The sequence below is a fragment of the Pseudoalteromonas sp. A22 genome (assembly GCF_018141345.1).
Classification (GTDB): domain Bacteria; phylum Pseudomonadota; class Gammaproteobacteria; order Enterobacterales; family Alteromonadaceae; genus Pseudoalteromonas; species Pseudoalteromonas maricaloris.
This window is the reverse complement of sequence record NZ_CP047238.1, coordinates 135,298-150,714: the sequence shown is the minus strand read 5'-3', so window position 1 is coordinate 150,714 and position 15,417 is coordinate 135,298. Positions and strand designations below refer to the sequence as shown.

At 50.4% G+C, this 15,417-nt stretch carries 1 protein-coding gene (only partly in view); it reads right to left on the bottom strand.

Going from position 1 to position 15,417, the window contains the following annotated elements:
- A protein-coding gene (locus GSF04_RS05690) for a non-ribosomal peptide synthase/polyketide synthase (RefSeq protein WP_211858989.1) crosses the window boundary here: on the bottom strand, window positions 1-15,417 show its 5' portion. Its footprint begins 630 nt before the window's first position; only the first 15,417 of its 16,047 coding nucleotides appear in the window; it begins with the start codon at window positions 15,415-15,417; its stop codon lies off the left edge, out of view.

The window sequence follows — 15,417 nt, the reverse complement described above, 5'->3', positions numbered from 1 at the left end:
CTTCACCTGGTGATCCGCTCGCGCTATAAAGACTAAAGAGCCATTCGCCAGCCAGCGCACCAAATCCCCTGTGCGATAGAGCTGTTTACTGCTGCGGCTGTTCTTTTCATCATAAAAAGGATTGATAACAAACTTCTCTGCCGTCAATGCTGGACGGTTCAGGTAACCTCGGGCTAATCCCAGTCCCCCTATATATAGCTCTCCGACTACGCCCACCGGCACAGGGTTCAAGGCAGCATCGAGCACATAACATTGCTTGTTGTGCAAAGGCTTTCCTATCGGGATCGCCGGGTCCACTTCATCGCCAAAATGATGGGCTGAAGCAAAAACCGTGGTTTCCGTCGGCCCGTACACATGAGTAAAGGCAATGCTTGGATAGCGCTGAACTGCCCTTTCAACCAAGCCGGGATCCGCCTTTTCACCACCAAACAAGACGTTTTTCACCCCGCTATCCCCTAAGGTGTCATTGAGGATCATTTGGTTAAATAATGCGGTTGTGGTGAAAAAGGTATCTATACCATTGGCCGTTAATGCCGATTTAAATGACCCGCTATCTAAAATATGATTCTTCCCAAGCAGGCTCACGGTCTTACCATTTAACAGCGAAAAGAATAAATCAAACACAAAACCGTCAAAGGCATAAGACGATAGGCTGGCTACATGCTCAACCTCGGACACCGCCACATAGCGGTTATTCACAGCAAAAGCAGTCACCGACTCATGCGCTACCATTACCCCTTTGGGCTGCCCAGTAGAACCTGAAGTATAAATCACATAAGCTAGATGAGAGGGCGTTAATCCCGAGACGATTAGACTCTGTACTGGCATAGTCATCAGTTCGGCCTGTAATGCTTCATCGTCTAGGCATATCACTTGGCCATCAAATACAGGTAATTGCTTCAGCACACTTTGCTGGGCCAGTACCAGAGCGACGTTCGTGTCGCTAAGCATATAGGCCAGTCGTGCCTGCGGATAAGCCGGGTCAAGCGGCACATAGGCCCCACCAGCTTTGAGGATCCCCAGAATGCCTACCACCATATCCACCGAGCGTTCAACACAAAGCCCGACTAACGTCTGCGCTTTCACCCCCTGCGCTTTCAGGTAATGGGCCAACTGATTCGCGCGGCGGTTTAACTCACCGTAACTAAGGCTCATGCCATCACAGACTAGAGCGGTTTTCTTCGGAAAACGATCAGCCTGCTCCGCAAAGAGTTCATGGAGACAGTACTCCAATGGGACTTCTGCCTCGGTATTATTCCAGCGCCCAAGTAACTGTTCCCGCTCCTGCGCCGTCGCCAGCTCATGGCTAAAGACATCCTGCTCAGGTGCCTGTACCAGAGCGGATAACAAGACCTCAAAATGCTCCGCCATACGCGCTATTGTGTCGCGCTCAAACAAATCGGTATTAAACACCCAGCTCAAGGTCTGGCCGTCTTCCTCTTCAACCAAATTCAGCGTTAAGTCAAATTTGGCATTTTTACCGCCAGCGCCCCCTAATGTCGTCAATTCTATGCCCGGCAAGGACAACTGACCGTCGTCATTGTTTTGTAGCGCCAGCATCACTTGGAATAACGGGCTGTGACTCAAGCTCCGCTCCGGCTGCAAACGTTCAACAATTTGTTCAAACGGCACCTGCTGATGGGCATAACCGTCCAGCAGCATGTTTTTACTTTGCTCTAGCAGCGCCTGGAAACTCGGCTTACCGGATAAGTCGCTCCGCAGCACTAAGGTATTGACGAAGAAACCTATCAAACCAGCCACTTCTACCTGCTCTCTGTTCGCCACCGGCGTGCCAATAACAATATCTTGTTCATCACTGTAACGGGACAGCAACACCGAAAATGCAGCATGCAGTCCCATAAACAAAGTGGCCCCCTGCGCCTGACACAAGCCAGTCAAAGCCTTATAAGTACTTTTATTGATATGAGTGATATGGAAAGCACCTGCAAAGCTCTGCACCGCAGGTCTGGCGTGATCTAATGGCAACGCATGCACCACTGGTAAGCCGGCAAGCTGCTTTTCCCAGTACCCTAGCTGTTCATCCAGCACCGCTCCTTGTAACCAGTTGCGCTGCCAGTAAGCATAATCGCCGTACTGGATCGCCAGAGGCGCCAGCGGATTTTCCTGCCCTTTGGCATAAGCCGTATACAGGCTGCTAAATTCATTCACCAGTATACCCATCGACCAACCGTCCGAGGCGATATGGTGCATGGTCACCAGCAAAATATGTTCCTGCTCGGCAACTTTAAGCAAGTGCGCCCGCAGCATTAAATCTCGGCTCAGCTCAAAGGCCGCGGCCGCCTCTTTGGCAACAGCTTCATCAATCTGTGTTTGTTGCACGGTTTCAGGCAGCACAGACAAATCCGTAAGCGGCACTTCAAACGCCTGCGGCGTATTAATCACCTGAACTGGCTCGCCGTCATCGCCGACAACAAAGCAAGTCCGTAGGCTTTCATGACGTCCTACAATTGTACTAAAGGCCTGCTGCAGCGCCTGACTGTTCAGACTACCCGTTAATCTTAACGCCGCAGGCATATTGTAATGGACACTGCCGCCGTCTATTTTATCCAGCAGCCACAACCTTTGCTGGGCAAAAGATAAAGGCAAAGCCTGCTCCCGGGAAACCGCAGTTAACGGCGGACGCATACCACCTGAGTGCTCACCGGACAATAAAGCCGCCAGATCCATTAACCTCGGCTGCTCAAAGACCTTCCGCAGCGCCAGTGTGACCTCAAAAGCTTCACCAATATGGGCCACCAGTTTAGTAACCAGCAGGGAGTGCCCACCCAGATCAAAGAAGTTGTCTGAAATACCAACCCGCTCAAGCCCCAGCACCTCCTGCCAGATCCGGCATAAGGTTTTTTCTGTTTCAGTGCGCGGCGCAATATACTCGCCGCCTAATACATCCCCTTCCGGCGCCGGCAGCGCCTTACGGTCAACCGTGCCGTTGGCCGTCAACGGAAAAGACTCCAACACCACAAAGGCCGAAGGCACCATATAATCCGGCAGCCCCGCCCGCATATGCTCGGCAAGCGCCGCCAGCGAGCAGCTTTGCCCTGGTTCGAATAATAAATATCCCACCAACCGTTTGTGCTGCCCCTCGTCCTGCCGCGCTAACACTAGCGCCGCTTTTACCGCTTCCAGTGCCAACAATCTGCCTTCGACTTCTTTTACCTCAACCCTGAAGCCACGGATTTTTACCTGCTCATCATCCCTGCCGACAAAATGTAGACTGCCGTCCGCCCGCCGCACCGCCTGATCGCCGGTGCGGTATAAACCTTGCCCCACTTCCTCTGTAAAAGGATGTGCCAAAAACTTCTCTGCCGTTAACCCCGCACGTCCGGCATAACCTAATGCCAGTCCTTTACCGCCAACGCACAATTCCCCTGCAACACCATAAGGCTGCAATTGTTGTTGCTCGTTAAGTACATACAACCCGGTATTGGCCAGCGGCTGCCCCACTGGCACCGTGTCCACATCCGCTAACACCAGCTCCGTGGCACGGCAGTAACTGGCATCTATCACCGATTCTGTCTGCCCGTAAAGGTTAAAACATTCTGTATTTTCCCCGATAACCCTTTTTAAACGCCGCAGATCCCGTCCGTACCAGGCCTCACAGCCCACTGAAATATACGCCATCGCATCCAGCTTTTGCCCGCTTTCAAGCAAATGATCCGTCAAAGCGCGGATCACCGCCGGAACAAAGTCGCCATAGGTGATCTCCCGGCTTTGGATCATCTGATACAGCTTATCCGGCGAAAGCAGTACCTCTTTCGGGCAAATCTCCAGCCGTCCGCCGCAGCCGAGGGCTTTCATCATATCGCCAAGCAGGATATCGACTGACAGTCCCGCCATTTGTAATACCACAGGCGGGCGCTTTTCCAAGTCAAACACCCGGTTCCAGCCATCCTGGCGCACAAGCATCGCCTGATGCTGCACCATGATCCCCTTAGGTTGCCCGGTAGAGCCCGAGGTATAGATAACATACGCCAGGTGACGGGGCGCCAGTCCCAGCGAAGATACCGGCAGGTTATCCGCCACCATCTTCGTCAGCGCCTCCTGCAGTGCACCATCGTCCAGGCACAACACCTGTCCGCAACAGTCAGGTAGTTGCTCCCGAACACTGTGCTGCGTCAGCACTAAAGTGACGCCACTGTCGCTGAGCATATGCCTCAGCCGCGTTTGCGGGTAGCTGGGATCTAAAGGCACATAAGCGCCGCCAGCCTTGAGGATGGCCAAAATGGCAATCACCATGTCCACTGAACGTTCGACGCTAAGCCCCACTAAGGTATCCGGCTTCACCCCCTGTGCTTTCAGGTAATGGGCCAGCTGGTTGGCGCGGCAGTTCAACGTCTCATAACTGAGGCTTGTCTCTTCACAGATCAGGGCGGTTTTCTTTGGATGGGTATCGACCTGACGTTCAAATAATTCATGCAGACACAGCTCCGAGCGGTACTTAGCTGCGGTATCGTTCCAGGTATCCAGTAACTGCTCACGCTCCTGTGGCGTCACTAATTCATGGGCATAAACATCCAATTCAGGGGACGTTAAAAGGGAGGACAACAAAACCTCAAAATGTCCCGCCATACGTTCGATGGTTTGAGCCTCAAACAAATCAGTATTATATTCCCAGGCTAGTATCAGGCCGTCTGCTGCTTCTGAGATATTCAGGGTCAGATCAAACTGGGCGATCCCCGGCCCCTGTTTTTGAACTTCAGAAAGCTCAAGTCCCGGCAGCGATAAATGACCCGTTTCATTGTTTTGCAGGGCAATCATCACCTGGAATAACGGGCTGTGGCTCAAGCTACGCTCGGGTTGCAAGCGTTCGACGATTTGTTCAAACGGCACTTGCTGATGGGCATAAGCGTCAAGCAGCATGTTTTTACTTTGTTCTAACAGCGCATGAAAACTCGGGTTATCAGATAAGTTACTCCGCAGCACCAGAGTATTGACGAAGAAACCGATCAAACCGGCTACTTCCACCTGCTCCCGGTTTGCCACTGGCGTGCCGACAACGATATCCTGCTCATTGCTGTAGCGGGCTAATAACACAGAAAAAACGGCATGCAATCCCATAAACAACGTGGCGCCTCGTTCTTGGCACATGGCCATCAAGCGCTGGTGTGTCGCTTGTTCTATCCTTGAGACATAGAGATTACCGGCAAAGCTTTGCACTGCCGGTCTGGGGTGATCTAGCGGCAGGCTGTGCAGCACCGGCAAGTCAGCAAGCTGTTTTTTCCAGTAAGCCAGCTGTTCATTCAGCACAGCTCCCTGCAAGTAGTTGCGCTGCCAGTGGGCATAATCGCCGTACTGGATCGCCAGCGGCGGCAGAGGGTTGTCCTGCCCTTGGGCATAGGCCGTATATAAACGGCTAAATTCATTGACTAAGATCTCCCGGGACCAGCCATCGGAAGCGATATGATGCATGGTCACTAGCAAGATATGCTCTTTAGCTGAAATTTTCAGCAGCTGCGCCCGCAACATCAAATCCCGTGTCAGATCAAACCGTTTCCCAGCTTCCGTTGAAACGGCTTCGGCTATTCGGGTCTGTAGCGCTTGCTGCGAAAGGGCGGACAGATCCGTCAGCGCCACCTCAAAGCTGTCTAACTCACGGATCAGTTGTATCGGTTTACCATCGTCGCCGGCAACAAAATAGGTGCGCAGGCTTTCATGACGTAACAGGATAGTGGTAATCGCCTGTTGCAGAGCGTCCTCATTGAGGGTACCGGTCAGTTTTAACGCCGCCGGCATATTATAATGGGCGCTGCCACCGTCGATTTGATCTAACAACCATAGCCTTTGTTGGGCAAAAGACAGGGGCAACGCCTGAGTCCGGGAAACCTGTATCAAAGGCGGATGATTCTTCCCCTGCTTTTGAGCTGATATAAATTCTGCCAGGCTCGCCAGAACAGGCTGTTTAAAAATATCCCGCAATTTAATTTTCACATCGAATGACTCGCTAACCCGAGCCACCAACTTAGTGGCCAGCAGTGAGTGCCCTCCCAATTCAAAAAAGTTGTCCGTGAGGGCAATCCGTTCAAGCCCCAGCAGCTCTTGCCAGATAACGCTTAAGGCTTTTTCTCCTTCGGTTTGCGGGGCGCTGAAGCCGTCGTCTGACATTTCATTGCTCGGCTCAGGTAAAGCATTGCGATCAAACTTGCCGTTGGCGGTTAAGGGGAAAGACTCCAGTACCACAAAATCCGAAGGCACCATATATTCAGGTAAAAGTTTACCTACATGCTGGCGCACTGCTTCAATCAGGCCACTCTTATCGCTTTCGGCATCTTCGGCAAGCAGGTAGCCCACCAGGTGCTTCCCCTTTTCCCCTGCGTCACGGGCAAGTACGACGGCTTCCTTGACACGGCTAAAATCTGCCAAGACATGTTCTATTTCAGCCGGCTCGATGCGAAAGCCCCGGATTTTCACCTGATGATCGGTACGGCCGATAAATTCAAGACGGCCATCTGCCAAGCGACGCACCAAATCTCCGGTGCGGTACAGACGCTGGCAACTATTGTTGTCTTGTTCATTAAAATAAGGGTTGGTGATAAATTTTTCAGCCGTCAGCTTATCCTGGTTCAGATAACCCCGAGCCAACCCGATACCACCAATACATAGTTCACCCGGCACGCCACCTGGCGCTAAGGTATTTTCATTCAGGATCAATGCCCGAACATTACCCAGCGGATATCCAATATGGGGCAAGTCGCCGGATATCGGCGTCCAATGGGTGTTAACGCTACATTCTGTTGGACCGTATACATTCACCGCCTTGCGTTGATACTGCTGTTGCCAGTCACATAGTCTGGCCCATAACTGGGGAGAAATAGCTTCGCCGCCAATGATTAAGTTAGGTAAAGTACTCTCTAGACCCAAATCAAACCAGGCTTCCACCATTAACGGAGTACAGTCGAGAACACCGCACTGTCCAAAGGTTCTCCCTATAGTTTGTGACTCCTGATCGGCATATCTGGGTAAAATACGCAACGGCACACCCGACATCAACTGGGATAGACCCTTAACCGAAGAATCAAAGGCATAAGAAGCGTTTAACCCCCAACAAGCACCTTCCGGCACTATATCCATCCTCTGTATTTCTGCGGCAAGATTGACAATTCCCTGATGCTCGATCAAGACCCCTTTAGCTTGTCCGGTCGAGCCTGAAGTATAAATGACATAGGCTAGATGAGAAGCAGTTAGTCCCAGCGAAGATACAGGCAGGTTATCTTCCGACATATTTACAAGCTCGGTTTGCACTGACTCTTTATCCAGACATAGGGCGTGCGCAGCCAATGAAGGCAAGTCAGCCAAGACCCGCTCTTGGGTCAATACGGTATCCACACCGCTATCCTTAAGCATATAAAGTAGGCGTGATTCAGGATAGCTCGGATCAAACGGCACATAAGCACCCCCAGCTTTGAGGATCGCCAATATACCGATAACCATATCCATAGAGCGATCGACACAAAGACCAACTAAGGTATCCGGTTTCACCCCTTGCAGCTTAAGGTGATGGGCGAGTTGGTTGGCACGGCGGTTAAGCTCGCCATAATTCAGACTACCCTCTTGCGTTATCAGGGCGATTTTATTTGGCTGCGACGCAGCTTGTGCTTCAAATAATTCATGAATGCACAGCTGTGGAACAACACTCGATACCCTGTCTTTGCCAGCATTGAGGAGCAGACGGCGCTCTTGTCCGGTGACCAGTTCATGGGCGAAAACGTCCTTCTCCGGCGACTGCACCATGGCGAGCAATAAAGTTTCAAAATGACCGGCCATCTGCTTTATGGTCTCTATATCAAAGAGATCGATATTAAAGCCCCATTTAAGTTGCAGCCCCTGCTCACTTTCAATCACATTTAAAGTTAAATCAAACTTGGCGGTACCTACCCCTTGATCTTCCATAGCCGATAAGGTTAATCCGGGTAGGGACAGACTGCCTCCATCATTGTTTTGTAAGGCCAGCATTACCTGGAATAAAGGCATATGACTCAGATTACGCTCCGGCTGTAGTCTCTCTACTAAAAGCTCAAAAGGCACTTGTTGGTGAGCATAAGCATCCAGCAACATCTGTTTACTTTGCGCCAGCAGCTCCCGAAAGCCCGGATTGCCAGAGGTGTCACTGCGCAGTACCAGGGTATTAACAAAGAAGCCGATCAAATCTGCTACTTCCAACTGCTCCCGATTGGCTACTGGCGTGCCTACCACTATGTCATTTTCATTGCTGTACCGTGACAAAAGCACGGAAAATGAGGCATGCAGCCCCATAAATAAGGTTGCGCCCTGGGCCTGGCATAATTGCATTAATTTTCTCAGGCAGGCTTTATCCACACTAGAGTAATGCACATTGCCGGCAAAACTCTGCCTCGCAGCTCTGGGGCGATCAAGCGGCAGATTATGGACCACAGGCAAGCCCGCTAACCGGTCTTGCCAAAAAGCCAACTGTTCATCCAGTCTAGGTCCCTGCAGATAGTTACGTTGCCAGTGGGCGTAATCGCCATACTGGATGGCAAGTGGTATTAGGGGATTATCTTCTCCCTGTACATAAGCACGATATAAACGGCTAAACTCATTCACTAATATACCCATAGACCAGCCGTCTGAGGCAATATGATGCATAGTTACCAGCACAATATGCTCCCGAGAAGAAAGCTTAAGCAACTGCGCCCGCAGCATAAGTTCCTGGCTTAGATCAAAAGTTCGTGAAGCTTCAGCAGAAACCGCAACAGCAAGTTGTACTTGCTGCTCCCCTGCCGTAAAAGTGGATAAATCGGTTACTGGTACATGGAAAGTAAAATTCTCCTGAATCTCTTGCCGCGGATCGCCATCTCCCATTGAAATAAAACGAGTGCGCAAGCTTTCATGGCGCTGGACCACAGTGAAAAAAGCCCGCTCCAGCGCCTGAACATTTAATTTACCCTCCAGCCTCAGAGCACCCGACATATTATAATGGGCACTTCCGCCGTCGATCCGGTCCAGTAACCATAACCTTTGCTGTGCATAAGACAGGGGTAAAGCAAGCTCTCGGCAAACAGGTGTTAGTTGCAGCCGATTTGGATCGCGCTCATAACCGGATAAAACAGCTGCAAGCTCAGCCAATATGGGTCGGCTGATAACCTCACGCAACGGCAATGAGATATCAAAAGTTTCATTAATTCTGGCCACCAGTTTAGTCGCTAATAAGGAATGGCCGCCTAACTGGAAAAAGTTATCCATAATTCCGACTCGTTCCACCTCCAGCACTTGCTGCCAAATGCTGCATAACGCCCGTTCCGTATCCGATTTAGGGGCTACATACTCCGCTCTGGATAATCCAATATCTGGCTCCGGCAGTGCCTTAACATTGACTTTACCATTCGCTGTCAACGGCAAAGCTTCCAGTATCATATACGCCGACGGCACCATGTACTCCGGTAAAGCCTGACGAATATGCCCCTTAACATCCTCTATCAAGGCCCCTGTTTCCCTTTCACTGTCGCCAACCACTAGATAAGCGACCAGCTGGCTGTTGTTTTCTCCATTGTCCCGAGCCAACACTAGGGCTTCCTGAATGTCACTATGAGTTGCTAGAGCATGCTCTATTTCACCCAGCTCTATACGAAAGCCCCGTACCTTCACCTGGTGATCTATTCGTCCCAAATATTCAAGCTCACCTCCCTCCTGTCGGCGCGCCAGATCGCCGGTGCGGTAAAAGCGTTTCACACCCTGTCCCGGCAAACACACAAAACGCTCAGCACTCAACTCTTCCCGATTTAAGTAACCCCGGCTAACCCCGTGGCCGCTGACATACATTTCACCACCAATACCGTCCGGTACCAGCACTTGTTTTTCATTCAACAACAGAATATCCAGATCTGCCAGTGGCTTACCTATCGGGCTCGCACCCCGACCTTGCGTCAGATCTTGTTCCCGAATACGTCGATAGGTAACATGCACTGTGGTTTCGGTGATCCCATACATATTGACCAACTCTGGGGTGTTATCGCCATGGCGCGCCACCCAAGGTTTAAGCTGAGTGAAATTCAGGGCTTCCCCGCCAAAAACCACATAGCGCAGCGCCAGTGGTTCATCCCGACGGCTGTCTTCGGCAATCAACAGGTTAAAGGCGCTCGGGGTCTGGTTTAAGACCGTCACTTTTTCCTGCACCAACAACTGGTAGAAATCTCCGCTCGAGCGCGATACCCAGTAAGGCACTATCACTAAACGTCCGCCATAGGCCAATGCACCCCAAATCTCCCACACCGAGAAGTCAAAGGCGTAGGAATGGAACAGGGTCCAGACATCAGCTTCACTAAAGTCAAAATGCGCTTGTGAGGTGCCTAGTAGGCGGGTCACATTGTTATGCTGTACCAGCACCCCTTTAGGTTGCCCGGTAGAGCCTGAGGTATAAATAACATAAGCCAGATGATGGGACGCAAGGCCCAGCGAAGATACTGACAGGTTCTGCACCGACATGTCCGACAACTGTGCCTGTACGGCTTCGTCATCCAGACACAGGGCCTTATCCGCCAACACCGGTAATTGCGCCAGCACCGCTTGTGAAGTCAGCACGGTTTGCACACCGCTGTCTTCAAGCATATACGTCAGGCGGGACTGTGGATTGGCCGGGTCAAGCGGTACATAGGCCCCGCCTGCCTTGAGAATAGCCAACATACCGACCACCGTCTCCAGCGAGCGCTCAACGCAAAGTCCCACTAAAGTATCCGGCTTCACTCCCTGTGCCGTCAGGTAGCGAGCTAATTGGTTGGCGCGGCGGTTTAACTCGCCATAACTAAGACGGCTTGCTTCATATACTAGGGCAATTTTCTCTGGGTGGCGCGCAGCCTGCTCTTCAAATAGTTCATGCAGGCAGCGCCTTGACGGGGTGAAGCACTCAATATCCTGACGGCTTTCAAGCAGCTGTTCACGCTCCCGGCTGGTCACCAGTTCATGACTGAACACATCTCGCTCAGGTGACTGCAACAGGGCGCTCAGCAACACCTCAAAGTGCTCCGCCATACGCACTATTGTCTCATCTTTAAAGACAGCCGTATTAAACTCCCAATAGAGACCGAGGCCACCGGCCTCCTCTGCCATATTCAGGGTTAGGTCGAACTTCGCGGTTTGTCCGCCGCCTTCCACCATCGACAACTCTAATCCCGGCAACGATAAGCTGCCCTGGTCATTGTTTTGCAGCGATAGCATCACCTGAAACAGCGGGCTGTGACTTAGGCTGCGCTCAGGCTGCAAACGGTCGACGATTTGTTCAAACGGCACCTGCTGATGGTCATAAGCATCGAGCAAACAGCGCTTGCTCTGCCCCAGTAAATCATGAAAACTTGGGCTGCCCGATAAATCGCTACGCAGCACCAGCGTATTGACAAAAAAGCCTATTAGCTCGGCAACTTCTGACTGCTCCCGATTCGCCACCGGCGTGCCGACCACGATATCCTGCTCATTACTATAGCGGGATAATAAAACCGAAAACGCAGCATGCAGTCCCATAAACAAGGTGGCGCCATGGGATTGGCACAAGGCCGTCAAACGCGCGACATCGTTTTTATCAAGACTGCTGGCATGAACATCACCGGTAAAGCTTTGCACCATAGGTCTGGCATAATCCAACGGCAGGCTATGCACCACAGGCAAGTACGACAGCTGATTTTGCCAGTAGTCCAACTGCTGCTCTAGCACGTCGCCTTGCAACCATTGGCGCTGCCAGTAAGCATAGTCGCCATACTGAATGGCCAAGGGAGCCAGAGACGCTTCTTCTCCCTGAACATAAGCACGATACAGCTGGCTAAACTCATTCACCAATATGCCCATGGACCAACCATCTGAAGCGATATGGTGCATGGTCACCAGCAAAATATGCTCTAGATCGGAGACTTTTAGCAGTCGTGCCCGAAGCATTAAATCCTGGCTCAGGTCAAAAGCACTGACCGCCTCTTTAGCGATCACTTCAGCAATTTCAGCCTCGCGGATCCCTATCGTAAGTGTCGATAAGTCCGTAAACGGGATATCAAAAGTGTCCGCTTCTTGGAGCACCTGGATCGGCTCGCCGTCATCACCGCCGATAAAACACGTACGCAGGCTTTCATGACGCGCAACGATAGCGCTAAAGGCCTGCTTCAAGGCGTCCTGGTTGAGAGTGCCAGTCAGTTTTAACGCCGCCGGCATATTGTAATGGGCGCTGCCGCCGTCGATTTTATCCAGCAGCCATAGCCTTTGCTGTGCATAAGACAGGGGTAAGGCTTGCTCTCGGGACACCGGCAGGAGCGGCGGACCTTGCAGTCCCTGGTCACAGCTGTCGATAAAGGCCGCTAGCGCTGCCAGCTTCGGCTGGTTGAAAATCTCCCGCAGCGGCAAAGTCACCTCAAAGGCTTCGCTGCAGCGGGCGGCCAGTTTGGTGACCAGCAAGGAATGTCCCCCTAACTCAAAAAAGTTGTCCTGGATACCAACCCGTTCAAGCAACAGTATTTCCTGCCAGATCCGGCATAAGGTTTTTTCGGTCACGGTTTGCGGTGCAACATACTCACCGCTTAAGGAGCTTGCTTCAGGCTCTGGTAGAGCATTACGGTCAACCTTACCATTAGCGGTTAACGGCAAATGCTCTAGCAACACAAAGGCGCTGGGCACCATATAGTCAGGTAAGGTTTTACGCGCATGCTGACGCGCTTCTTCGATTAACCGCGCTTCATGACTATCTGCACCCGTGGCAACCAGATAGCCTACCAAGCGTTTGTCATTTCCTCCCGCTTCGCGAGCCAGCACCACGGCTTCTTTAATCCCATCGCACTCTTCTAGGACATGTTCAATTTCCCCCAGCTCAATGCGATATCCTCTCACCTTCACCTGATGGTCAATACGACCCAAGTACTCCAGCTCACCGCTGGGCAGCCAACGCACAAGATCCCCTGTTCGATACAAGCGTTTACTGCTGTTACTGCCCAAACCGTCATAAAATGGATTGGTAACAAACTTTTCATCATTCAGTTCTGGCCGGTTCAGATAACCCCGAGTTAATCCCGCTCCGCCTATGTATAGTTCCCCACTCACCCCTTTTGGGGCTAGCTGGCCTGATTGCGTTAACACATAAAGCTGGGTATTGGCTATCCCGATACCTATGCTCGCCCGCCCCTTGGCTGTTCGCAATTTATAGGTGGAATAGGTGGTATCTTCTGATGGCCCATATAGGTCATACACAGAGCTAAAACCTGCCTGATATAGGCTATCAACCAAATCTTGCTTTAATGCTTCTCCCGCCAGATTTATCGTTTTTAATTTTACTGGCAGCTTTTTACCAGAAAGTAAAATCTTAGCCGCCGAAGGCACCGTGTTGACTAAAGTAACTTTGTCTAGGGCATCAGTCTCAAAGAAATTAAGAATATTCTTAACTATCAAAACCGAACCTCCGGCGGCCAGAGGTGCAAATATTTCAAAAATCGACAGATCGAAGCACATCGAAGTTGAAGCCAGCACGCACCCTAAGGTTTCCCGGCTATAAAAATCCAACGCCCAGGCCAACAGGGCTGCAGTGTTTCTGTGCTCGACCATAACCCCCTTAGGTTGCCCGGTAGAGCCTGAGGTATATATCACATACGCCAGATGCTCAGCGCATAATCCCACAGATGATACCGACAGATTATCCGACGGCATGGCCGTTAATCTTATTGCTAGCTGTGCATCATCCAGACACAGGGCCCAACTCTCAAGAAACGGTAAGCTGTCCAGCACCTGGCTTTGTGTCAACACAATATCTACGCCGCTGTCACTGAGCATATAGGCCAACCGGGATTCAGGATAGTCAGGATCTAAAGGTAGATAAGCACCGCCAGCCTTGAGGATGGCCAGAATAGCGACCACCATATCCAAAGAGCGCTCGACACACACCCCGACTAAGGTCTCGGGCTTCACCCCCTGTGCTTTCAGATAATGGGCCAGCTGGTTGGCACGGCGGTTTAAATCCTCATAAGTTAAAGAAGCGCCATTGCAAAGCACAGCCTCCTGCTCGGGGTGGAGTGACACTCTGGTTTCAAAAAACTCATGAATGCACAAGCAACTGAGGGAACTTTCTGTTTGGTAGTGGTTTTCGGTTAACAGCAATGCCTTCTCTGCTGGCGTCAAGATATCAACATCTGATAAAAGGGTATCTGGGCAGCTAAGGAGAGATTGTAATAAAAGTAAAATACGCTCGGATAATACCTGAATTTCCTGCTCTACAAAACACGCCAATGAATACTCGAACTGAAGCTCAACCTGTTCCGCTCCGCCGTCCCATAATGTAATAGCCAACGGTGTTTTGTGATGGTTATGGCTGACATAATTCAATTCGCCCTGGTATGAATCAAAGAATAAGTCTCTGTAATCCAGCTGCAAGAAATTAAACATAATTTCATAAATGGCATTGCCATGTGCCGTTATTCCTAAATCACGGCTTATATGGCTGATAGGATACTTTTGATGCCTGAAATCAGATTTTTGTTGACTGGCAATTTTGCTGACCAAATCACGAAAAGTTTGCCCCGGTTCAACTTCCACGCTAAAAGGATTTACTCCGGTAAACACACCTATCATTTTTTTCTCAGCAAAGTTTCCCCGGTTATGTGCCGGAATACCAAAACACAGACTTGATGCTGAATATGCTGAAGAAAAATATTTGCTCAAAACGCCCAAAAAAATATGAGAGATACTTACTTTGAACTCTTGTGAAAGACCTTTAATTTGCCGGTAAAAATCTCTGGAAAGAGGTAATTCAAAACGACGGCTGGGACAAGCGCGGGAATGAGCAAATTCACTGGCGTAGTTGGCCCGAATTATACTACTATTATCCTGATGATACCGAGTCTGCCAGTAAGCTCTATCTTTGAGATATCGCTGGCTTTTTAGATACTTTGCATCTTTGAGCAGGACAGTGTTTAAAGCTAGGGGCGTTATAGTCGTATCTTCATCGCCGTCACACTGATTGTATAAACGGGATATTTCTTTGGCCCAGTTGGAGAAGCCCCAGCCATCCATGATGAGATGATGTGCAAAACCAACATACCAATATTGATCTTCTTCAACTTTAACCAGCCAAGTTTTAAACAGGGAAGTATCAATAAAGGGTAAAGGGGATTCAAAAACTTGTTGAAGCCAGCTTTTCGCTTTCGCTAAAGCATCAACGTGCACTGAAAAATCGATAAAGACCAAGTCGGTCTCGCGTTCGTCACTGATATATTGATAAACCTCATCAGCGTCATAATTTACTCTAATACCGAAAGCGTCGTTGCCATTAATTACTTTTTCATGAGCCCAGTTGATCTTTTCAAGATCCAGCTTACGGCATTTTATATAGCCGCCAATATTATAAACTGGAGAATTTTCATTTCTAAGCTGGTCCCAAAAGATATCTGACTGGGGTAATGATAAAGGAAGCCTTGTCCGTGGTTTATTCAT